Annotated in this window: 23 protein-coding genes and 1 tRNA gene; 15 read left to right on the plus strand and 9 right to left on the minus strand. The window is 59.3% G+C overall.

The window, feature by feature from the left end; translation table 11 throughout:
• Positions 1–200: hypothetical protein (locus ACR0KX_RS20805; RefSeq protein WP_480708760.1), on the plus strand; the 200-nt coding region annotated here is incomplete at its 5' end.
• A 93-nt stretch (positions 201–293) separates the two neighbouring features.
• On the opposite strand, the gene msrQ is transcribed toward ACR0KX_RS20805, so the two are convergent.
• Positions 294–908: a protein-methionine-sulfoxide reductase heme-binding subunit MsrQ gene (msrQ, locus tag ACR0KX_RS20810; RefSeq protein WP_170456681.1), complete on the minus strand. Its 615-nt coding sequence runs from the start codon at positions 906–908 to the stop codon at positions 294–296.
• 4 nt (positions 909–912) lie between these two features.
• Positions 913–1815 carry a protein-methionine-sulfoxide reductase catalytic subunit MsrP gene (msrP, locus tag ACR0KX_RS20815; RefSeq protein ID WP_170524476.1) on the minus strand — a complete coding sequence of 301 codons (903 nt, stop codon included), beginning with the start codon at positions 1813–1815 and terminating at the stop codon, positions 913–915.
• A gap of 244 nt (positions 1816–2059) precedes the next feature.
• Here msrP and ACR0KX_RS20820 point away from each other — a divergent pair, with 244 nt between their 5' ends.
• From ACR0KX_RS20820 to ACR0KX_RS20830, 3 genes are all read left to right on the plus strand, one after another.
• The gene (locus ACR0KX_RS20820; protein ID WP_170624927.1) at positions 2060–3028 is read left to right on the plus strand and encodes a hypothetical protein; all 969 of its coding nucleotides are present in this window, start codon (positions 2060–2062) and stop codon (positions 3026–3028) included.
• Between the two features lie 119 nt (positions 3029–3147).
• Positions 3148–3963: a cyclase family protein gene (locus ACR0KX_RS20825; protein WP_170456687.1), complete on the plus strand. Its 816-nt coding sequence runs from the start codon at positions 3148–3150 to the stop codon at positions 3961–3963.
• Positions 3964–4059: 96 nt separating this feature from the next.
• Complete coding sequence (locus ACR0KX_RS20830; RefSeq protein WP_480627407.1) at positions 4060–4683, plus strand: class I SAM-dependent methyltransferase; 624 nt, start codon at positions 4060–4062, stop codon at positions 4681–4683.
• A gap of 51 nt (positions 4684–4734) precedes the next feature.
• On the opposite strand, the gene clpB is transcribed toward ACR0KX_RS20830, so the two are convergent.
• Both clpB and ACR0KX_RS20840 read right to left on the minus strand, forming a co-directional pair.
• Positions 4735–7353 carry an ATP-dependent chaperone ClpB gene (gene clpB / locus ACR0KX_RS20835; RefSeq protein WP_170624928.1) on the minus strand — a complete coding sequence of 873 codons (2619 nt, stop codon included), beginning with the start codon at positions 7351–7353 and terminating at the stop codon, positions 4735–4737.
• A 128-nt stretch (positions 7354–7481) separates the two neighbouring features.
• On the minus strand, positions 7482–7799 hold the full coding sequence (locus ACR0KX_RS20840) for a hypothetical protein (RefSeq protein WP_170624929.1): 318 nt from the start codon (positions 7797–7799) through the stop codon (positions 7482–7484).
• Positions 7800–7943: 144 nt separating this feature from the next.
• Here ACR0KX_RS20840 and pyrF point away from each other — a divergent pair, with 144 nt between their 5' ends.
• Both pyrF and ACR0KX_RS20850 read left to right on the plus strand, forming a co-directional pair.
• On the plus strand, positions 7944–8648 hold the full coding sequence (gene pyrF, locus ACR0KX_RS20845) for an orotidine-5'-phosphate decarboxylase (protein WP_480708761.1): 705 nt from the start codon (positions 7944–7946) through the stop codon (positions 8646–8648).
• 350 nt (positions 8649–8998) lie between these two features.
• A complete protein-coding gene (locus ACR0KX_RS20850; protein WP_170624931.1) occupies positions 8999–10252 on the plus strand; it encodes a DNA polymerase IV in 1254 nt (417 codons plus the stop codon).
• 3 nt (positions 10253–10255) lie between these two features.
• Here the strand turns inward: ACR0KX_RS20850 and ACR0KX_RS20855 are convergent, their stop codons facing one another.
• Positions 10256–11116 carry an N-formylglutamate amidohydrolase gene (locus tag ACR0KX_RS20855; protein WP_170624932.1) on the minus strand — a complete coding sequence of 287 codons (861 nt, stop codon included), beginning with the start codon at positions 11114–11116 and terminating at the stop codon, positions 10256–10258.
• 148 nt (positions 11117–11264) lie between these two features.
• Here ACR0KX_RS20855 and ACR0KX_RS20860 point away from each other — a divergent pair.
• A tRNA-Val gene (locus tag ACR0KX_RS20860) sits at positions 11265–11339 on the plus strand.
• 91 nt (positions 11340–11430) lie between these two features.
• On the plus strand, positions 11431–11556 hold the full coding sequence (ykgO, locus tag ACR0KX_RS20865) for a type B 50S ribosomal protein L36 (protein ID WP_005648635.1): 126 nt from the start codon (positions 11431–11433) through the stop codon (positions 11554–11556).
• Between the two features lie 65 nt (positions 11557–11621).
• Here ykgO and ACR0KX_RS20870 read toward each other — a convergent pair whose 3' ends face one another.
• Positions 11622–12785: an adenylate/guanylate cyclase domain-containing protein gene (locus ACR0KX_RS20870; protein ID WP_170624933.1), complete on the minus strand. Its 1164-nt coding sequence runs from the start codon at positions 12783–12785 to the stop codon at positions 11622–11624.
• A 173-nt stretch (positions 12786–12958) separates the two neighbouring features.
• Between ACR0KX_RS20870 and ACR0KX_RS20875 the strand changes: the two genes are divergently transcribed.
• The 3 genes from ACR0KX_RS20875 (at position 12959) to ACR0KX_RS20885 (ending at position 14959) form a co-directional block, all read left to right on the plus strand.
• Complete coding sequence (locus ACR0KX_RS20875; protein ID WP_170624934.1) at positions 12959–13906, plus strand: alpha/beta hydrolase; 948 nt, start codon at positions 12959–12961, stop codon at positions 13904–13906.
• A 56-nt stretch (positions 13907–13962) separates the two neighbouring features.
• A complete protein-coding gene (locus ACR0KX_RS20880; RefSeq protein WP_170456734.1) occupies positions 13963–14397 on the plus strand; it encodes a nuclear transport factor 2 family protein in 435 nt (144 codons plus the stop codon).
• 61 nt (positions 14398–14458) lie between these two features.
• On the plus strand, positions 14459–14959 hold the full coding sequence (locus ACR0KX_RS20885) for a nuclear transport factor 2 family protein (RefSeq protein ID WP_170456704.1): 501 nt from the start codon (positions 14459–14461) through the stop codon (positions 14957–14959).
• 27 nt (positions 14960–14986) lie between these two features.
• Here ACR0KX_RS20885 and ACR0KX_RS20890 read toward each other — a convergent pair whose 3' ends face one another.
• On the minus strand, positions 14987–15745 hold the full coding sequence (locus tag ACR0KX_RS20890; protein WP_170624935.1) for a helix-turn-helix domain-containing protein: 759 nt from the start codon (positions 15743–15745) through the stop codon (positions 14987–14989).
• Positions 15746–15895: 150 nt separating this feature from the next.
• On the opposite strand from ACR0KX_RS20890, the gene ACR0KX_RS20895 reads away from it, so the two are divergent.
• The 3 genes from ACR0KX_RS20895 (at position 15896) to ACR0KX_RS20905 (ending at position 18101) form a co-directional block, all read left to right on the plus strand.
• Positions 15896–16912 carry a Fe(3+) ABC transporter substrate-binding protein gene (locus ACR0KX_RS20895; protein WP_170624936.1) on the plus strand — a complete coding sequence of 339 codons (1017 nt, stop codon included), beginning with the start codon at positions 15896–15898 and terminating at the stop codon, positions 16910–16912.
• A 119-nt stretch (positions 16913–17031) separates the two neighbouring features.
• Complete coding sequence (locus tag ACR0KX_RS20900) at positions 17032–17586, plus strand: helix-turn-helix transcriptional regulator (RefSeq protein ID WP_170456710.1); 555 nt, start codon at positions 17032–17034, stop codon at positions 17584–17586.
• A complete protein-coding gene (locus ACR0KX_RS20905) occupies positions 17583–18101 on the plus strand; it encodes a GNAT family N-acetyltransferase (RefSeq protein WP_170456712.1) in 519 nt (172 codons plus the stop codon). Before ACR0KX_RS20900 ends, ACR0KX_RS20905 begins: the two co-directional genes overlap by 4 nt.
• Before the next feature lie 5 nt (positions 18102–18106).
• On the opposite strand, the gene phhA is transcribed toward ACR0KX_RS20905, so the two are convergent.
• Complete coding sequence (gene phhA / locus ACR0KX_RS20910; RefSeq protein WP_170456714.1) at positions 18107–18907, minus strand: phenylalanine 4-monooxygenase; 801 nt, start codon at positions 18905–18907, stop codon at positions 18107–18109.
• A gap of 119 nt (positions 18908–19026) precedes the next feature.
• Between phhA and ACR0KX_RS20915 the strand changes: the two genes are divergently transcribed.
• Positions 19027–19485: an Lrp/AsnC family transcriptional regulator gene (locus ACR0KX_RS20915; protein ID WP_170524427.1), complete on the plus strand. Its 459-nt coding sequence runs from the start codon at positions 19027–19029 to the stop codon at positions 19483–19485.
• Between the two features lie 5 nt (positions 19486–19490).
• Here ACR0KX_RS20915 and ACR0KX_RS20920 read toward each other — a convergent pair whose 3' ends face one another.
• On the minus strand, positions 19491–19904 hold the full coding sequence (locus tag ACR0KX_RS20920) for a VOC family protein (protein ID WP_170524425.1): 414 nt from the start codon (positions 19902–19904) through the stop codon (positions 19491–19493).
• Positions 19905–20053: the final 149 nt, after the last annotated feature.

The raw sequence follows: 20053 nt of genomic DNA on the forward strand, positions 1-20053 counted from the left end.
CAATCAAAAACCTCCGAATGCCCACCGTCTCTCCGATGCGTCTCCGCCGCTCCCGCCGCGTCCCGAGCGCCTCAGCAGCGCCGGTGAAGGGCGTTCTAAGCATAACCTTTCATAGCCGCAAGCAGAAAAATCAGAAAACGGCGAAAAAACTTAGAAATCTCATTTTATCGCTTAAAAACAATAAGTTAGAAAGGCATTGAGCTACAGATGTGGCACACCAACACGCATCACATCGCAGGAATCAGGGGCGCTGTGATGTTATTCACGTGGTTACCCACAGACTCGGCTCAGACTCAGGCGGAATCGGCCTGTCTTGCGCGCGTCAAAAGACCTGACAGTGGCAATCTGAACGCCAGCAGGCCGAGAATGGCGGCAAGGTAGAGAAGCGGCTCAAGCTGGAAGCCTTTGGCCAACATGACATAATGAACCCCGCCCAGCAGAACCGCCGGGTAGACCAGCTTGTGCAGTTTGCGCCAGCGCGGACCCAGTCGGCGCACCGACCAGTTATTCGATGTCACAGCCAGGGGCAACAGCAGGGCAAACCCCGCCATGCCGACGGTAATATAGGGGCGTTTGACAATGTCCGCCCAGATCTGGCTGGGCAATTGTACGTCCAGCACCAGCCAGACCAGCAGATGTAGCGCGACATAGGCGAAGGCCAGAACCCCGATCGCACGGCGGAACTTGATGAGGTTCAGGCCGAGATGCTGACGCAGTGGGGTGACGGCCAGACCAAGGATCAAAAGCTGCAGGGCCAGTTCGCCCAACTCATGTTCGAGCGCCTTGATCGGCTCGACCCCTAATCCGCCGGTCAGGGCCAGATACAGAAACCAGGGGGCAGGCAATGCCCCCAAGGTATAGATCGCCCAAACAGGGATCTTGCGCAGTATCTGGTTCACCGCCTGCATCTGATCAGTAGTTCTCTTTCAGGTCCATGCCTTCGTACAGGCTGGCGACCTCTTGTTCATAGCCATTATACATCAGCGTCGGGACGCGCTTGGCAAACAGCCCGCCACCGACTTGACGTTCCGAGGCCTGCGACCAGCGCGGATGATCCACATTCGGGTTCACATTACTATAGAACCCGTATTCGCGCGGCGCGGACATATTCCAGCTGGTGGGCGGCTCATCCTCGGTCAGCGTGATCTTCACAATCGACTTGATCGACTTGAACCCGTATTTCCACGGAACCACCAGACGCAGCGGCGCGCCGTTCTGGTTCGGGATCGGGCGGTCATAGATGCCGGTCGCCATGATGGTCAGCGGGTGCATCGCCTCATCCAGACGCAGACCCTCGCGATAGGGCCATTCGAGGATCGGGAAGCGCGTGCCGGGCATTTCTTCCGGGCGATAGGCGGTCTCGAACGCCACATATTTGGCACCTTCCTGCACGCCCGCCATGTTCAGCAGATCGGCCAGTTCGAACCCGTTCCACGGAATGACCATCGACCAGGCCTCGACACAGCGGAAGCGGTAGATGCGTTCCTCGACGGTCATCTCGGACATGATGTCCTGAAAGTCATAGGTGCCGGGGCGGTCGACCAGACCGTCGATCTGCACGCTCCACGGCTCGGTCACCAATGTATGAGCGTATTTCGCCGGATCATCCTTACGGGTCCCGAATTCATAGAAGTTGTTATAGCTGGTGATCTCTTCCCAGGTGTTGGGCTTCAAAGCCTCCTGCGCCGCTGCGGGCCGCGCCATCGCGGTCAGCCCGACACCTGCCAGCCCGGCCATTACCTGCCGCCGGTTCAGAAATGCCGCCCGGGGGGTGACATCGGCATGTGTCAAAGTGTTGGTCCAGCGATGCGCCATTTGGATCTCCGTCAAGTTTCAGCGTCAAAGGTGACGTAATGCGCTGATAGCACAGAGCCAAGGAAACAGGCGTAACGATTGAGCGAACGGATTGTAACGTTCCGCGTGATCAATACCGGACCCCCACAGGCATGGGTGCAACCGGAAGACACGTGCGTCGGGTCATGAGGTCAAAAAGCCTCTGGCCCGGAGACGCGCAATTCGATAGGCCGGTCACATCCATTGGTTGATCAGATTGCCCCCTATGCTTGTTTTTCAATCCTTCGTCCTGTCCTTTTCGATTCTTTGGCGGTTTGTCCTGACATTTCCGATTCTGGTCATCGGATTGCTTCTTTACGGGTTGGTCGGCGGGTTGATCGGAGGGCTAATCGGTTTCATCGCGCCCGGAGCCTTCTTGCTGATACTGTTTCTGATCAGCGCCTCATCCAGCGTGATTCCGATTCTGGTCGGGGCCCGTTTCGGGTTTCAGTCCAAACATATGCGTCCAAGCCACGGCTATAAGGCCCTGATCGTGCCCGCGCTTGCCTATGGTGCCGCCGAAGCCATGGTGATCGGGATTGCATCTGTTCCGGTCTTTGGGTTCTCGGGCCTGATGATGTCGCCGACCAGCCTGGGCCTTGGTACGTTCGACAGCGAGGACCTTCTGAATATTGTGGCAAGGCCCGAGACGCTGATTGCCATCTCGGTCCTTCCTTTTGTCGCTGTATGCGCGATCCGGGCCAGCCTGCTGGTGCCCATGGCATCAGCCTCGATCGGGCGGGATCCCGACAATCGCCCCTATACGCCGTTCCTGCATTTCGGATCGTCTTTCTGGGAGCTGTTCGGCATCGTCGCGCTTAGCTACCTGTCCATTGTCGTATTCTACTTTGTGATCTTTGCGCTGTTTCTGGTTCTGACAGCTACGGGCTCGCTCGAATCCTACGTGATGGAAATCGAGGCAATGTTGGACGGCAGCGAACCGTTCCGCTTTGACTGGTCGCTGGCTGCAATTATCGTCGCCTATCTGGTGGTCGCGCTTTGGAGCTTTAGCCTGCAATGCGCGGGTGGGGTCTTGGCCCATCTTCGGCTCAGTGGCGGCGCAGATCCGTTTGCCCCCATCGATCCGACCAAATTTGACGCAAAACCAGCCCCGCCGCCGCCATCCAACACCGGTCCGCGCATGTCTGCCGAAGACTTGCGGGCCTTGCGCAAAAGCCGTCAATCCCGCCCCTGAAACGGCAGCGATCTTTACAAGCGCACAGACGGCGCGGCACTCTGTCAGGCAGGTGCCGTATCCCAACGCGGGAGCGGGGCCAGTAAATCGGCCTATCTGCCGCAACGGGAGGAAGACGAATGTGTGACATCTGTGTAATGAATGCCGTCAAGGACAGGATGCTGTCGCGACGCAGCTTTTTCAAAGCCGCCGCAGCCAGCGGAATAGCGGCCACCGCAACAGCCGCGACCGTTCCAGCAGCACTGGCGGCGGGTCATGGCGGGGTCGAGGATATGACCCACACGCTGAGCCCCGAGTTTCCGACCTGGGGCGGCGATCCGGGCATTTCAGCCGAGCAGGTCTTTAACTTTGGCGAACACGGCTTCAACCTGTTCAACCTGTCCATAAACGAGCACACGGGAACGCATATCGACGCCCCCCTGCATTTTTCGGCAGATGGCCTGTCGGTTGATGAAATCCCGGTCACCGATCTGGTTGCCCCCTTATGCGTCGTCGACATTGCCGCCCGCGCGGCCGAGGATGCGGATACGCGCGTCACCCCGGATGATCTGAAAGCCTGGATTGCTGCCAATGGCGACATTCCCGACGGGGCCTGTGTTGCCATGCATTCAGGCTGGGCGGGCAAGACGGCCACGGACGAGTTCCGCAATTTCGACGGTGAGGCACAGCACTATCCCGGCTTCCACGTCGAAGCCGCCCAGATGCTGATGGAGGATACCGGAGCACGCTCGATTGCCGTCGATACGCTGTCGCTGGATCACGGCATGTCCGCCGATTTCGCCACCCATTATGCCTGGTTGCCCTCGGGCCGGTTCGGGATCGAGTGTCTGGCCAATCTGGACCGCGTGCCTGCCTCGGGCGCAACGCTGGTCATCGGCGCGCCCAAGCATAAAGGGGGCACTGGCGGCCCGGCGCGGATATTTGCGTTGATCTGACATTTCCAACGCACAAGGAAACTGGCGCGTCAGACCGGCGGGCCAGTCACCTGTTACGTACCTCACAGGTCTTGGGCGCCGAGGACACACCACCCAATGGACAGGACGACCACGGATACCACCCTGCGCTATGACTCCGCCGCGCCGAAATGGCGGGATAAGATGCGCGTCCTTGGTTACTATGACGCGTATCTGGGATTTCTTTCGGCAGGCCAACGCACACCGCAGCATGAGGCGCGCGTTGTCGATGTCGGTGCCGGAACCGCATCATTCGCAGAGGCCTGGGTTGCCATTCATGGACCGCCCGGAAACATGACGCTGCTTGAGCCAAGCCCCATCATGCTGGCGCAAGGCCAAAATGCACTGCGCGTAAGGGGTGTTGAGCCAAATATTGCACAAGGGCTGCTCGGTTCCGTCGATCTTGAACCTGCAGATGTGGCGCTGGCGGCGCATGTGATCGAACACTGCCCGGACCCCATGCGCGCGCTTGAACACATACGCGATCTTCTGCACCCCCGCGGTCGGTTGTATCTTGTGGTATCAAAGCCGCATTGGTGCAATGCGATCATCTGGCTGCAATGGCGGCACCGCACGTTCGGCAGGGATGAGATACTAGGGCTTTTGGACCAGGCAGGATTTGAATGCGAACGCGAATACGCTTTCCCTGCGGGCCCACCATCCCGGACAAGCCGTGGAATACTGGTGCGTCGCAGAGGCTAGTTCCGAAGAAAAAGACCCGCCGATAGGGCGGGTCTTCTGGTTTCTGTTGGATCAATGCACCACGGCATCATTCGGGCGCGGGCGATCTGACGTGCCCAGCCTGTCGCCGATGATCAGCCCGTCCGACCCTGCGGTGACCGGAACGGTCTCGCCGTCCTTGATCTCACCGGCCAGCAAGGCCTCGGCCAGCGGGTTCTGCAGGGCGCGCTGGATCACGCGTTTCAGCGGACGTGCTCCAAAGACCGGGTCATAGCCTTCGTTGGCCAGCCATTCCTTGGCCCCATCATCCAGCGCGAGTTCGATCTTGCGGGCCGCCAGACGTTTTTGCAGACGCGCCATCTGGATATCGACGATACCATCCATATCACCCCGCTTGAGCCGGTCGAAGATGATGGTCTCGTCCAGACGGTTCAGGAACTCGGGCCGGAAATGCGCCCGGACCGCGTCCATCACATCGCGCCGCGCCTGTGCGCTGTCCGCACCTTCGGGCAACTGGCTCAGCGCCTGAGACCCAAGGTTCGACGTCAGGATGATCAGCGTTTGCTTGAAGTCCACAGTGCGGCCCTGACCATCCGTCAGAACACCGTCATCCAGAACCTGCAACAGCACGTTGAACACATCCGGATGCGCCTTTTCGACCTCATCGAACAGCACGACCTGATAGGGCCTGCGCCGCACGGCTTCGGTCAGCACACCGCCTTCGTCATAGCCGACATAGCCCGGAGGGGCACCGATCAGACGGGCAACCGCGTGTTTCTCCATGAACTCGGACATGTCGATGCGCACCATCGCGTTGTCGTCATCGAACAGGAAGTTCGCCACGGCCTTGGTCAGCTCTGTCTTACCCACGCCGGTCGGTCCGAGGAACAGGAACGAGCCCAGCGGGCGACCTTCGTCATTCAGCCCCGCACGTGCCCGGCGCACGGCGTTGGCGACAGCAGTCACCGCCGCATCCTGACCGATCACGCGGGAATGCAGATCGTCTTCCATCCGCAGCAGCTTCTCACGCTCACCTTCCAGCATTTTGGCGGTCGGGATCCCGGTCCAGCGTTCGACCACGGATGCGATCTGTTCCGGGCGCACCGTTTCCTCGGCCATCATGGCGTTGCTTTCCGCGTTTTCGGCCTCGGTCAGCTGTTTCTCGAGCTCGGGGATGATGCCGTAGGACAGTTCCCCCGCCTTGGCCAGATTGCCCTCGCGCTTGGCGATCTCCAGATCAGCGCGCGCCTTGTCGAGCTGTTCTTTCAGATCACGCGCACCCGCAAGCTTGTCACGTTCGGCCTGCCATTGAGCTGTCATCTCGGCAGATTTTTCCTGCAGATCGGCCAGATCCCTTTGCAGGGTTTCCAGACGATCCTTGGATGCCGCGTCATCCTCAAGCTTCAGCGCCTCTTCCTCGATCTGCATCTGCAGGATCTGGCGGTCGAGTTGATCGAGTTCTTCCGGCTTGGAGTCCACCTCCATCCGCAGGCGCGACGCGGCCTCATCAACAAGGTCGATGGCTTTGTCGGGCAGGAAACGGTCGGTGATATAGCGATGCGACAGCGTCGCCGCCGAGACCAGCGCCGAGTCCGAGATGCGTACCCCATGGTGCAACTCGTATTTTTCCTTGATGCCACGAAGGATGCTGATCGTGTCCTCGACCGTCGGTTCAGTGACCATCACAGGCTGGAACCGGCGCGCAAGGGCCGCGTCTTTTTCGACGTATTTGCGGTATTCATCCAACGTGGTCGCGCCGATACAGTGCAACTCACCCCGGGCAAGCGCTGGCTTGATCAGGTTCGCGGCATCCATCGCGCCGTCGGATTTACCGGCACCGACCAGCGTGTGCATCTCGTCGATGAACAGGATGATCTCACCGGCGGCTTCGGTCACCTCGGTCAGAACGGCCTTGAGGCGTTCTTCGAACTCACCCCGGTATTTCGCTCCGGCAATCAGCGCACCCATGTCGAGTGCGAGTAGCTTTTTGTCTTTCAGCGATTCCGGGACGTCACCGTTGACGATGCGTAGGGCCATACCCTCGGCAATCGCGGTTTTACCGACGCCGGGTTCCCCGATCAGAACCGGATTGTTCTTGGTGCGGCGCGACAGAACCTGCATCGAGCGGCGGATTTCCTCATCCCGCCCGATGATCGGGTCAATCTTGCCCTCAGCCGCCGCCTCAGTCAGGTCGCGCGCATATTTCTTGAGTGCGTCATAGCCCTCTTCCGCCGACGCAGTGTCAGCGGTGCGGCCCTTGCGGATGTCGTTGATCGCTTCGTTCAGTTTCTGGGCAGATACGGCCCCGGCCTCCAACGCCTCCTTGGCTTTGGATTTCACCATGCACAGCGCCATCAACACGCGTTCGACCGGCACAAAGCTGTCACCCGCCTTGGTGGCAATCTTGGCGGCCTCGTCCAGAACCTTGGCGGTCTGGCCGTCCATGTAAATCTGGCTCGCGTCGCCGCTGACCTTGGGAATTTTCCCCATCGCGGCATCCAGCGCCTCGACCACGCGGTTCGGAGCGCCGCCTGCGCGGGTGATCAGGTTGCTGGCCAACCCCTGATCGTCATCCATCAATGCCTTGAGTATATGTGTGGGCTCCAGCCTCTGATGCCCCTCGCGCAGCGCAATCGTCTGCGCGGCCTGCACGAATCCCCGTGCCCGCTCGGTGAACTTGTTCAAGTCCATTGCTATTCTCCTTTTCCAAGCGCCCTAAGTCTGCTGCGCCCGCTTGGCGGCACGCGTCGGTCTGGGCCTCGCATTCAATTTGGGAAATATCTTTGCCGGTTCAAGAGGCTAGAGCGCAGATTCCCACACTATTCGCGCTGAATCGTGTAGACCGTGTAGCCTCCGGTCTCGGCCACCTGAACAGCACCCAGGTCATCGACCAGAGACTGCGCCGCATCGCTGCCTGTCGGGCAGGAAACAAGATCGGCGGTGTGATCAAGGAAATTGCCGGTAAAGGCCGTTTCGCCGGTCAGCTGGCACCAATCATCTTCGGATCGGTAGCCGCGTACCAGACGCAAATCATCATTCGTCGGGGCCGGTGCAGCCCCTGTTTCCGGAGCGTCAGGCGTAGGGTCTTCGCAGGCGGCCATTGTCAAAACCACGCCCAGCAACAGCAGTTTCTTCATTTCACGTCCCTTTGTTTTCGTTATTTACGTTCAATCCGGTCACTCTAGCACAGAACACAACGGCCCCTGACAGCTATCGCGCATAGACAGGCGCGCCCGAACCCGTTAGGACGCAGACGTTTGCCAAAAAACAGGAGCGCCCCAATGTCCGATGACCGCCTGATCGTAGCCCTTGATGTTCCGAACGCCCTGCAGGGGCTGGCCATGGCCGAGCGGCTGGGCGACAGCGTTTCGTTCTACAAGATCGGGTTGGGGATGCTGACCGGCGGTGGGCTGGCTTTGGCCAATGAGCTGAAACAGGATCACGGCAAGCGCATCTTTCTGGACATGAAACTGTTCGACATCGGCAACACGGTGGAAAACGCGGTGCGCGGGCTGGCGCAGTTCGATCTGGATTTTCTGACTGTCCATGGCGACCCGCATGTGGTGCGCGCCGCGAAAGAGGGGGCCTCGGGCAAGGACCTGAAAATCCTTGCCGTGACCATCCTGACCTCGCTGAACCGCGACGATCTGGATGCCAGCCTGCTGAAAGAAGGCGACGTGCAGGAATTGGTCGTCGAACGTGCGGCCAAGGCGCTGGAGGCCGGGGCCGACGGCGTTATCGCCAGCCCGCAAGAGGCCGCCCTGATCCGCGCCCTGCCCCAGGCCGAAGGTCGGCTGATCGTTACGCCGGGCGTGCGTCCTGCCGGGGCCGCATTGGGCGATCAGAAACGCGTCGCGACCCCGGCCAGCGCCATCGGCGACGGGGCAGATCACATCGTGGTGGGCCGTCCGATCTATAAGGCGGACGATCCGAAAGCGGCGGCCGAGGCCGTTCTGAGCGAATTAAACTCTTTGACACGGCACTGAACGGTTTCGGGAATCAAACCCTGAATGCGTTAACAAATGTCTTGATTAACTTGACCTTAGGTCATTTTTGACCCCTAAAACCGCTGAAACAAGCTGTGCCCGAAAATACACAGAAAACGCGCAAGTTTAGGGTCTGGGGCTTGGAACCTATCTAAATATAGAGATATCGGCGAGTCTTGGGGATGAAACACTCCCCAACGAACCGTGTCTTCCTGAGGTTCGTTACCTCCCCCCGCTGACGCGCGGGGGGTCTTCTTTTGAGATCAGACACAGATTGTCGGACCTTTGATCCCCCCTTATCGGTGGTATAAGGGGTGCCCAACCCACTCGCGGAATGCCCGAGGACGCGCATGCCTGGTCTTTGCCGAGATTGCCTGACCACAGTCACCGACGAACGGCGCTGCCCGACCTGTGGCAGCCCTCGGGTCAAGTCACATCCCGAACTGTTCGACCTGTCCATCGCGCATATGGATTGCGATGCCTTCTACGCCTCGGTCGAAAAGCGCGACAATCCGGATTTGGCGGACAAGCCTGTGATTATCGGCGGTGGGAAACGGGGCGTGGTGTCGACGGCCTGTTATGTGGCGCGCATCAGGGGCGTGCGCTCGGCCATGCCGATGTTCAAGGCGCTACAGCTTTGCCCCGAGGCGGTGGTGATTAAGCCCCGCATGTCGGTCTATGTCGAGGTCTCGCGCGAGATTCGCGCGATGATGGATGAACTGACGCCGGTGGTGGAACCCTTGTCACTGGATGAGGCGTTTATGGACCTGTCCGGGACGGAACGTCTGCACGGCGCGCCACCTGCGGTCATGCTGGCACGTCTGGTCAAGCGCATGAAGGATGAACTGGGACTGACCGGGTCAATCGGTCTGAGCCACAACAAGTTTCTGGCCAAGGTCGCCTCGGACCTCGACAAACCGCGCGGGTTTTCGGTGATCGGCAAGGCCGAGACGGCAGAGTTTCTGCATGACAAGCCCGTGCGTCTGATCTGGGGCATTGGCCCGGCGGCACAGGAGTCGCTGGAACGGGCGGGCATTCGCACCTTTTCCGACCTGCTGCGCTGGGATCAGGAGGCGCTGACGGCGCGGTTCGGCTCGATGGGCTATCGCCTGTGGCATCTGGCGCGCGGTCAGGACAAGCGGCGCGTGTCGGCGCATGAGCCGATGAAATCGATCAGCAATGAGACCACGTTTTTCGAAGATACCGCCAGCACCGACATTCTGGATGGTCACATCTGGCGCATGGCGCTGAAAGTGTCAGACCGGGCCAAGGCCAAGGATCTGGCCGGTCGAGTTGTCACCTTGAAGCTGAAGAAGGCCAACCACAAGATCATCACCCGGCGGGTTTCGCTGCGCGATCCGACCCAGATTGCCGACCGAATCTATCGCACTGCGCGTGGCCTGTTCGATCAGGTGGGCGATCAGGGCCCCTATCGGCTGCTGGGCTGTGGCTTGTCCGATCTGTGTTCAGCGGATCAGGCCGACATATCAGGGGATTGGCTGGACCCTGACGCCGGACGCCGGTCTCAGGCCGAGCGTGCGACCGACAAAATCCGGGAACGGTTCGGCGCAGATGCCATCGTGAAAGGGCGCGCCTTGCGCTAGGCCCTATTCCGCCGCCAGACGCTGAGGCTGCGCGCCGATGCTGGCGATCTCGGCGATCACCTGACGTAACAGCCTTGAGAAAGGCATGAAGTTCGCATTCGGGGCGATCTTTTCTTCATCCATATACAGCGCGCGGTCGATCTCGATCTGAATTGCGTGTTGCTGGCGACCGGGCCGCCCGTAGGTTTGCGTGACATAAGCCCCGGCAAAGGGCGCGTTGCGCGCAACCGTCAGCCCCGCCGCCGCAAAGGCGGCTTCGATGCGGTCTACAATCTCGGTGGACGCCGACGCACCAAACCGGTCGCCCAGAACAATCTCGGGCCGCTGGCTGCGCGAGGTGCTGGCCATGGCAACCGCCTCATGCGGCATTGAGTGGCAATCGATCAGAATCGCCTGCCCGAATTTTTCATGCGACTCGGCCAGCAGCGATTTCAGCCGCGTATGGTAGGGCCGCCAATAGGTGTCGATGCGCAGACGCGCCTCATCCATGGTCAACTTGCCGCGATAAATCGCCCGGCCATTGGCCACCACGCGGGGAATCACCCCAAGCCCCGAGGCGACGCGGGGGTTGTGCCCCTGCCTGCGCGCACCGCTGATCAGCGCCGGATCAAGCTCATCCGCGCTGCGGTTGAGGTCCAGATAGGCGCGCGGCATGGCCGCCTTGATCAGCGGCGCGCCGAACTCTGACGCTGAGGCAAACAGTTGATCCACAAAAGCATCTTCCGAGGATCGAATCACGTTTGGGTTCAGAACCGATCGTTTCAGCAATGCCTCGGGATAGTCCCGACCGCTATGGGGCGACGAAAACACGGCGCATGAGGCGCGATTCTCGGGCATATCCAGTATGAAGGCTGCGTTCGGCATGATCTCTCCGTGTTCGCACTCAACATAGACCGGAAAATTGTTCTTCCAAACCCCTTGAACCCCTGAACGACTCCTTTTATAGACCCCGCTACCGGCGCGGTGATCCGCGCCCCATTTCGTTATGGGGCAGGGCACGCAAAGGGAAAGTGGGCGGTTAGCTCAGCGGTAGAGCACTTCGTTGACATCGAAGGGGTCACAAGTTCGATCCTTGTACCGCCCACCATCGTTTCACTGTTCCGGGCTTCCGGGGCACCCGACTAACCCAGGCGCTGGCCACGTCTTTGATGAAGGCGCCGCAGATTGGAGACAGACCCATGAAGGTCAAGAACTCGCTCCGCTCGCTCAAGAACCGGCACCGCGACTGCCGGGTTGTGCGTCGCAAAGGCCGCGTCTACGTGATCAACAAGACGCAGCGCAAGTTCAAAGCTCGCCAGGGCTAAGAACTGCACATACCCAATTCGAAAAAACCGCGCTGTAAAGCGCGGTTTTTTTTGTGCGTGGCATGTCAGGTAGCAGGGTTGGTCCGAAACACTTCGATCGCCTCGCCAAGCCCTTTGAGTTGATGGCAGCCCACCGTTTCAGTTTCCCTGTTCAGATGGCGCTGCACATCCTTGGTCATCAGCATTTGCTCACCCAGGTCCTTGCACAGCCCCTGAACCCGGCTGGCGACATTCACAGCTGACCCCACCACAGTAAAATCCAACCGGTCCGGGCTACCGATATTTCCGAATGTCACAGGTCCATAGTCGAGTCCGACGACAAACTCGATCTGTTCGGCGCCTGCGACTTGAGCGTCCTGATTATACGCCGCAAGCCGGGACAAGGCTTCGGCCGTTGCCAACACTGCTGACTGGCAAGCGGTTTCCGCATCAGGCTCTGCCGGGAAAAAAGCCAGAACACCGTCGCCCATGAATTTCAGCACGTCACCGCCATGGTCCCGAATCGGGCCCACAACCATCTCGAAATAGTCACCCATGATGGTCAGCAGTTTCTCTTCGGGCCAGACCTCGGATTTCGCCGTGAACCCGCGCAAATCCGCAAACAGGATCGCGGCAGAGACCGACTTATGCTCGCCCCGTTTGATATTGCCATTGCCAATCTCAAGCGCCGGACTTTCGCCCAGATAGGTTTGCAACAGGCTTTTCTGCGACTCGCGCATCGCAATCGGTTCCAGCGCCGAAGACAATGCGTGGCGGGTGGCTTCGATGATCTGCACCTGCGCGTCCGAAAAGCCATCCGGGTGATCCGTGCTGAAACTGGACCCCTGAACCGAACCGTCGCCATATTCCAGCGGCATGGCAAGGAAATCCGTGGCACCGGCATCGCGCAGTTCGGAATACACCTCATGCTCTGCCGACAGGTCCAGATCCAGCAGCCGCTTGCGCAGGGGCTGGCGCGAAGTCACAACCGCCTGAAACGGACTGCCATGCCATGCGCTTGAGACCCGGATCGTGATTGGAACCGTGTATTTCCGAGACCCTTCCGGCGTCCAGATGATGCCCCACGCGCTGATCAGCGGGTTGGAGTAGTTCTGACCAATCCGAACCCGCGACAAAGGCACGCCCAGTTCCCGCAAGCCTGCGCAGTATTGCGACACGATCTGCGTTTCGTCACCCAGCATCCGACCCTGCGAAATCAGCCAGGTGATCAGGTCGTTCTTGTCTTGCATAGGTCGCCTTCCCGCTCTGCCATTCGCCTCAACATATGGTGCCCGCGCCCTGACCGGCAATGTCGGGTGCATTTGACAGGATTCGCATAGTGAATCCCAGAAATCGCGCCTCTCAAACCGGCCCCGACCCATCATCTTGGCTGCCGAAGACCACATCACAGATGGAGAGAGTTATGAAACGCGCTTCACTTACAACTGCCGCCGCCCTGATGGCGTCGACCGCAATGGCCGATATCGAAACACGGACTGTTGCCTTCGAAAACGAGGGCGCCGAGATGTCGGGCACCCTCTACCTGCCCGAAGGATATGACGGCACGCCCCTGCCCGCCGTTGTTGTCACGGGCGCTTGGACATCGGTGCAGGAACAGATGCCTGCGAATTACGCCCGCCAGATGGTCGCGCGCGGCTTTGCCGCCTTTACCTTCGACTTCCGCGGCTGGGGCAAATCCGGTGACCTGCCCGAAGGCGTCCGGTTTGTCGAAAGCCCACAGGCAAAGACTTCGGATATTGCCAAGGCGTTTGAAGTTCTGGCGACCCTGCCCGAAGTCGATGCCTCTCGGATCAACGGTCTGGGGATCTGTGCCTCGGCCGGGTATATGGTCGACGCTTCCGCCGGGAATGATCTGGTGCAGCGGGTTGGCCTCGTTGCCCCCTGGTTGCAAAACGGCGAGATCGTCGAGACCGTTTATGGCGGCGCTGACGGTGTGGCCGATCTGATTGAAATGTCCCGCGCTGCCAAGGCGTCAGGCGGTCAGATCATCCCGGCGGCAGGTCCGGAAGGGGCTGAGGGCGTGCTTATGCCCATCGGCGGCTACTATTACGAAGCCGACCGAGGCGCGATCCCGGAATATGACAATCAGTGGAACAACGCAGGCTGGGAAGGCTGGCTGACATACTACCCCGCAGACAACCCGCAGCGTCTGGATAAACCACTGGCCATCGTCCATTCGGAAAGCGCCGCAATCCCGCAGGGCGTGCGCAGTTTTCTTGGCGGGTTTGCCGGGGACGCGACCATGCAATGGCTCGAAGACGTGACCCAGTTCGATTTCTACGACAATCCCGAAGACGTCACGCGGGCCGCAGACGCCATGGCCGAGCATTTTCGTGGGGAGCAAGGATGAAACCCTTGCTTGCACCCCTTGTGACCTCAACCGCACTACTGATCGGAGGCTTGGCAATGGCCGCAACACCGGAAGAGAACATCAAAACCGTTCAGGATTTCTTTGCCGCCTATGGGGCAAACGACCTTGAAGCGATTGCTGCCGTGATGGACGAGGATGTGCGGTGGCACATCCCCGGCCGCCATCCCTTAAGCGGCACCAAACAGGGCCGCACTGAGGTTCTGGCGTTCTTCGAACAGCTTGGGTCGGCCGGATTTCAGGCCGAACCGATCTACTTTGGTGCGGATGAAACTCATGTCGTCGATATTCATCGCGGATGGTCGAATGTCGATGGCGCGGCAAATGTCGATACGATCTGGGCGCTGGTCTACCGCATCGAGAACGGCAAGATCGTTGAAGCGACGAACCTGTCCGGCGATCAGGATGCGGCCAATGCGTTCTTTTGGGCCCAGTATCCGCTCGCGCCTCTGCCCGGACGTTTGGCCGAGTAGTCAGACCGATGAATCCCAAGCCTCCGCTTTCATTCAACCTGAGAAAACAGGAGCCACGACAATGGTGAAAACACTGATCTCTACAGCCGCAATTGCGACCCTGGCCGGAACCATCGCTTTCGCTGATCAGGCCCAGATCAACCGATCGATCACGGACATCGCCGCCGGGGCCGACCGGCACGACTGGGACCGCGTGCGCAGCGCTTTTGCCGACACGGTCACAACCGACTACACCAGCCTTTGGGGCGGCGATCCTGCCACGCAACCGGCTGACGCGTTGATTGCTGCATGGTCCGGCTTCCTGCCCGGTTTCGACAGCACGCATCACATGGTGACGAATGAAACCGTGACCTCGGTCAATGGCAATACCGCCACCGCCGAGGCCGATTTCACAGCGACCCACCGCATTGATGACGGTCTTTGGACATTGGGTGGCCGATACTCTTACGCGTTGGTTCAGTCCGGCGACCGCTGGCGTGTCACATCCCTGACCATGACCGCACTTTGGGAAACCGGGGATCGAGGGTTGGTCAGCATCGCAGCAGAGCGGGCGAGCCAGTAACCAGCACGCTCCACCAGTTCGGGCGGGTCATCCCGCCCGGAATTTGGCCGGTGTTGCGCCGAACTTGCGTTTGAAATGTTGCCCAAACCGGCTGACATCCTGATAGCCGACGCGCCAGGCGATCTCAGCCACGGTCAGCTTTGAAGTGCGCAACAGAACAGATGCACGATCCAGCCGGGCCGCGATCACATATTGAAGGGGTGCAACCCCAACCTCGTGTTTGAAAGCCTTGGAAAAATGCGCCCCGCTCATCGCGGCAAGATCGGCCATCGCCGATAGCGACAGGTCCTGGCTCAGATTGTCCTGAATATAGTCCAGCACTTTGCGCAGCCGGGCATCTTCAATGTCGCGATGCCAATCCGCGGCAGGTCGGACAGTTTCGACGATCTGCGCGGCCAGCGCCCTTTGAATGGTCTCGCGGTATAACAGACCGCCACCTAAAGATGCACTTGCCGTCAGGCTCAGGTTCGTCAGCAGCGGGTCAATGTCGCCCACGATGGGCTGAAATTCAAAATCACGGCTCAGATCAAATTCGGTCAGGATCGCGTTGTCCAGACTGACCATGACAAATTCCAGATCCTCGTCAAACTCGCATACCCCATCGCTGCCCGCCGGAAGGATCCAGCCCTGATTCTTGCTCAGGGGCAGGTGCGTTGCAATGGACGTGCCGTGGGCAAAACGGTGAGTTGGCTGATCGTTCAGAAAGATGCCGACCGACAGGGATGGAAGCGAAAATGCGCCGCCACCTGCTGGCAATACTGTCTTGTTCGACACCACTTTGGACATGGTCCGAATGTAACGGATCGGGCGCGCGATTCAAATCTGAACAAATTATCGACTATTTCTGTCGGATTTGCTTGCAAACGACTCGCAATTTGGTAATTGACTAAATCACTCGGGAACCACCCGGAAGAATCTGCAACGTTTGGAGACACCATGTTGAAATCCACGACATGCATCGCGGCTGGCCTGATGGCTTTGATCGCCACATCTGCAATTGCCGAAGGCGAGCTGAACCTTTACTCGTCGCGCCACTATGACACCGACGAACGCCTGTATTCCGACTTTGAAGAGGCGACGGGGATCAAGATCAACCGCATCGAAGGCAAGGCCGACGAGCTGATCGCCCGCATGGAAGCCGAAGGGGCGAACTCTCCCGCGGATGTGATGCTGACCGTTGACACGTCGCGGCTGGCCCGCGCCAAGAACGCCGGTGTTCTGCAATCGATCGACAGCGCCGTGCTGGAAGAGCGTATCCCTGCAAACCTTCAGGACAGCGACAACCAGTGGTTCGGATTCTCGCAGCGCGGCCGGATCATCTTTTACAACAAAGACAATGTCGCCACCCCGCCGGCCACCTATGCCGATCTGGCCAAGCCCGAATATGAAGGTCTGATCTGCATCCGCTCGTCGACCAATGTTTACAACCAGACGCTGCTGGCTTCGATCATCACCCATGAAGGCGCGGATGCAGCCAAAAGCTGGGCCGAAGGAATTGTTGCCAACATGGCCCGTGACCCGCAGGGCGGCGACACCGACCAGCTGCGCGGTCTGGTTTCGGGTGAATGCGACATCGCCGTGTCGAACACCTATTACTTCGCCCGCTCGATCCGCAAGGAGGTCAAGGGCCTGTCCGCCGAACGGGACTCCATCGGCTGGGTCTTCCCGAACCAGGACGGCTATGGCGCGCATATGAACCTGTCGGGCGGTGGCGTTGCCGCAAATGCGCCCAACAAAGAGAACGCCATCAAGTTCCTTGAATACCTCTCCAGCGATCAGGCGCAGCAGTATTTCTCGGCAGGCAATGACGAGTATCCGACGGTCGCAGGCGTCGAATTGGCCGAGTCGGTCAAGTCGCTGGGTGAGTTCAAAGCGGATGAGATCAACCTGTCCGAAGTCGCGCAGAATCTGCCCGAAGCGCAGAAAATCTTCAACGAGGTTGGCTGGAAGTAACAACCGGCCAACTTGGAAAAGTGAAGGGGTGCAGAGGATTCTGCGCCCCTTTTTCATTTGCAAACAATTTAATTTTAAGCGATATTCCCATATTGGTGAGTTTTTCTCAAATATGGACTATGTTAGATACTCTTTCAGACCGCCTCGCCTCACGCCTGAGTGAACTGCGCCAAAGCCACAACTGGTCGCTGGACCAATTGGCAGATCAAAGCGGCATCAGCCGGGCCACTCTGTCGCGCATGGAAAAGGGTGAGGTCAGCCCAACCGCCGAAAACCTGGGCCGCCTCTGCGCCGCTTACGGGTTGCCGATGTCGCGCCTTTTGATGATGGTCGAGGACAGCTTTGACCCCAAGGTCCCCTATGAGCGGCAAACGGAATGGAGCGATCCCGAGACCGGATTTACCCGCAGGTCCGTCTCACCGCCCTCGACGGGCCTGACCGGAGAAGTTCTGGAATGCCACTTACCGCGCAACACGGTGATTGGATACGAGACGCCTCCGAAACCGGGGCAAGAGCATCACCTGATCATGTTGGACGGTGGTCTGACGATCACCGTGGACGGAACGCCCCATACGCTCAGCGGTGGCGACTGCCTGCGCTATCACCTGTGCGGGCCAACCCGGTTTGAAACCGGTGCAACGCGGGGCGCGCGATACATTCTGGTGCTGATATGATCACGCGATTGACGGACGCCTATTTTGACGATGCCCATGATGATCTGGCCGACATCCTGCACGCCTGTGTTCATACGGGCGCCAGCATCGGGTTCATTCTTCCGTTTTCGAAAAAGGATGCGCGGGCCTATTGGCAGAACCGCGTGCGACCGGACCTGCGCGCCGGTACGCTGGACCTGTTTGTGGCCTATGGCGACGGGCGGATTTTGGGCACCGTGCAACTGATCCCCGCCGTGATGCCCAATCAACCACATCGCGCGGACGTCGCCAAACTGCTGGTCCATCCCGACGCCAGACGGCGTGGATTGGGGCGAGCCTTGATGAAATCCCTGACAGACAGGGCGTCAGAGCTGGGCCGGACCATGCTGGTGCTGGATACACGCAGCAGCGATCCCTCTCGTATCCTGTACCAAAACATCGGCTTCCAGATTGCCGGAGAAATCCCCAATTACTGCCGCAACCCGTTCGAGCCGGTGTTCGAACCGACGACCTATATGTACAAGAGCCTCGGCTAGGCGTTCTACTCGGCTGCGGTGACCTTTTCGGGGAACTTGTTTGGCAACAGACCCAAGCGCCGCGCGTGCCGCACATCGGCCAGCAGGTCGCGTTCGGCCGCCGCAAACAGATCCTCGGGATCGTCCAGCACGAAATACCCCATCTGGTGCATGTCGATCCGGTACGGCGTGCGCAGAATGGTCAGAACGTCGAATGGGTCACGATCCGGGATATCACTGGTCACGGCATAGACCAGTTCGGTCGGCGAGGACGCAAGACCCGAGCCCAGCGCCTTGATCTGACCGTCCTGACGACGCAGTCCAAACTCGATCGAGAACCAATACAGCCGGATCAGCCAGGCATAATCCGCCGCATCGGCCCGGACGCCCGCCCGCCCAATCGCATGGCTGAATGCAGCAAAGCGAGGATCGCTGAGCAAAGGGGTATGCCCGAAGATTTCGTGGAAAATGTCGGGCTCTTCGATGTAGTCGAAATCCTCGCGGCTTCGGATGAATGAGGCCGCAGGGAAAACACGCTCGGCCAGCATGCCAAAGAAAGTCTTGAACCCGATCAGCGCCGGAACCGGTTGGACGCGCCACCCGGTCAGGTCCAGTAATCGCTCAGAGATATCGGCGCAAGACGGCACGCGCGTCTTTGGCAGGTCAAGCCGGACCAGCCCGTCCAGATACTCGCGCGCCATGTAGCGCTGAACATTGTCTTCCTGTGCAGCGTAAAGATCAGCCCACACCGCGTTTTCCTGATCGGTGTAGTCGATATGGCCGCGATCATCGGCGTGCTTGGCGGTGTATTTTGTCGATTTGGGCATGGGCGCGTCCTCCTGTCTGACAGGATACGCCCAAAGTAGTGCGATATTTGATTTGGTGCGGACGTTCAGATGAGCTATTTTGACCGTAATGTTTCGCTAACTGTGGAATTTCGAACCAAATGCTTCACCAGTCAGACATAGCCATTCTGCGTGTCCTGCAATCCAGCGGTCGTCTGTCGATGCAGGAACTGGCCGAGCAAACGGGGCTGTCGGCCTCACAATGCTGGCGGCGCGTTCGCGACCTTGAGGCGTCGGGCGTCGTCTCGGGCTATCGCGCGCAGGTCACCGCCAAAGCCGTGGGACTGAACGCAATAGCCTATGTCCACGTGGCGCTGCGTGATCATCAAGAGAACAGTATCGCCGATTTCCTGCGACTGGTGGAAACCGAACCGCAGATTGTCGAATGCGCCTCGATCACCGGGGATCATGATTTCATTCTGAAGGTCTATGCCCGAACCCCCGAGGACCTTGAGGTGTTCATCATGAAACGGCTGCTGAAATCCGGTCTGGTCCGGGACACCCGCAGCAACTTTGTTTTGCGGCAGAACAAGACACGCGGGCCGTTGCCAATCCTGTAACAGGATCAGACGGCCTGATGGACCTCGATCACATTGCCTTCGGGATCAAGGAAAAAGACCTGATGCCATTCCTTGGCAAAGGCGGTGCCATAATCTGAATACGGGACACCTTTGTCGTCCAGCATCGCCTTGAAGGCCGCGATGTCATCGGTGCGGAAAGCGATATGGCCACGCTCGACGGGATTGATGGATTCCCCATGTTTGAACGCAACGCCGAGATCTCGTTCGGCCAGATGCATCTGCATATGCCCGTCGGTGGCAAACCGGATCTGGCCGCTATAGCCGCGATCATCCGACTCGGCAGGTCGGGGGAAATTCTCGATCGGAATATCGTCCAGCCCGAGCGTTTCGGTATAGAACTGGTGCAGCCGCCCGACATCTTCGGACACAAAGTTGATATGGTGAAATTCCAGCTTCATAGGGGCCTGTTCCGGGGTTTCGTTTGGTTTCGCCGACCTTAGGCAGGTGGCGCGGGCCAAATCAACCCAGGCGGTGACCCTGGTTTGATCCCAGACTCGCCACGCCTTCAGCTCAAGCAGGCTGGCCCGCGATCATCGTGACCTTGTTG

It is taken from the genome of Ruegeria sp. BG5, assembly GCF_056538425.1.

What these genes read in the sequence shown, in the direction of transcription:
- msrQ (WP_170456681.1), bottom strand. Translation starts at nt 908, where the DNA reads ATGCAGGCGGTGAACCAGATACTGCGCAAGATCCCTGTTTGGGCGATC.
- msrP (WP_170524476.1), bottom strand. Translation starts at nt 1,815, where the DNA reads ATGGCGCATCGCTGGACCAACACTTTGACACATGCCGATGTCACCCCC.
- ACR0KX_RS20820 (WP_170624927.1), top strand. Translation starts at nt 2,060, where the DNA reads ATGCTTGTTTTTCAATCCTTCGTCCTGTCCTTTTCGATTCTTTGGCGG.
- ACR0KX_RS20825 (WP_170456687.1), top strand. Translation starts at nt 3,148, where the DNA reads ATGTGTGACATCTGTGTAATGAATGCCGTCAAGGACAGGATGCTGTCG.
- ACR0KX_RS20830 (WP_480627407.1), top strand. Translation starts at nt 4,060, where the DNA reads ATGGACAGGACGACCACGGATACCACCCTGCGCTATGACTCCGCCGCG.
- clpB (WP_170624928.1), bottom strand. Translation starts at nt 7,353, where the DNA reads ATGGACTTGAACAAGTTCACCGAGCGGGCACGGGGATTCGTGCAGGCC.
- ACR0KX_RS20840 (WP_170624929.1), bottom strand. Translation starts at nt 7,799, where the DNA reads ATGAAGAAACTGCTGTTGCTGGGCGTGGTTTTGACAATGGCCGCCTGC.
- pyrF (WP_480708761.1), top strand. Translation starts at nt 7,944, where the DNA reads ATGTCCGATGACCGCCTGATCGTAGCCCTTGATGTTCCGAACGCCCTG.
- ACR0KX_RS20850 (WP_170624931.1), top strand. Translation starts at nt 8,999, where the DNA reads ATGCCTGGTCTTTGCCGAGATTGCCTGACCACAGTCACCGACGAACGG.
- ACR0KX_RS20855 (WP_170624932.1), bottom strand. Translation starts at nt 11,116, where the DNA reads ATGCCGAACGCAGCCTTCATACTGGATATGCCCGAGAATCGCGCCTCA.
- ykgO (WP_005648635.1), top strand. Translation starts at nt 11,431, where the DNA reads ATGAAGGTCAAGAACTCGCTCCGCTCGCTCAAGAACCGGCACCGCGAC.
- ACR0KX_RS20870 (WP_170624933.1), bottom strand. Translation starts at nt 12,785, where the DNA reads ATGCAAGACAAGAACGACCTGATCACCTGGCTGATTTCGCAGGGTCGG.
- ACR0KX_RS20875 (WP_170624934.1), top strand. Translation starts at nt 12,959, where the DNA reads ATGAAACGCGCTTCACTTACAACTGCCGCCGCCCTGATGGCGTCGACC.
- ACR0KX_RS20880 (WP_170456734.1), top strand. Translation starts at nt 13,963, where the DNA reads ATGGCCGCAACACCGGAAGAGAACATCAAAACCGTTCAGGATTTCTTT.
- ACR0KX_RS20885 (WP_170456704.1), top strand. Translation starts at nt 14,459, where the DNA reads ATGGTGAAAACACTGATCTCTACAGCCGCAATTGCGACCCTGGCCGGA.
- ACR0KX_RS20890 (WP_170624935.1), bottom strand. Translation starts at nt 15,745, where the DNA reads ATGTCCAAAGTGGTGTCGAACAAGACAGTATTGCCAGCAGGTGGCGGC.
- ACR0KX_RS20895 (WP_170624936.1), top strand. Translation starts at nt 15,896, where the DNA reads ATGTTGAAATCCACGACATGCATCGCGGCTGGCCTGATGGCTTTGATC.
- ACR0KX_RS20900 (WP_170456710.1), top strand. Translation starts at nt 17,032, where the DNA reads ATGTTAGATACTCTTTCAGACCGCCTCGCCTCACGCCTGAGTGAACTG.
- ACR0KX_RS20905 (WP_170456712.1), top strand. Translation starts at nt 17,583, where the DNA reads ATGATCACGCGATTGACGGACGCCTATTTTGACGATGCCCATGATGAT.
- phhA (WP_170456714.1), bottom strand. Translation starts at nt 18,907, where the DNA reads ATGCCCAAATCGACAAAATACACCGCCAAGCACGCCGATGATCGCGGC.
- ACR0KX_RS20915 (WP_170524427.1), top strand. Translation starts at nt 19,027, where the DNA reads ATGCTTCACCAGTCAGACATAGCCATTCTGCGTGTCCTGCAATCCAGC.
- ACR0KX_RS20920 (WP_170524425.1), bottom strand. Translation starts at nt 19,904, where the DNA reads ATGAAGCTGGAATTTCACCATATCAACTTTGTGTCCGAAGATGTCGGG.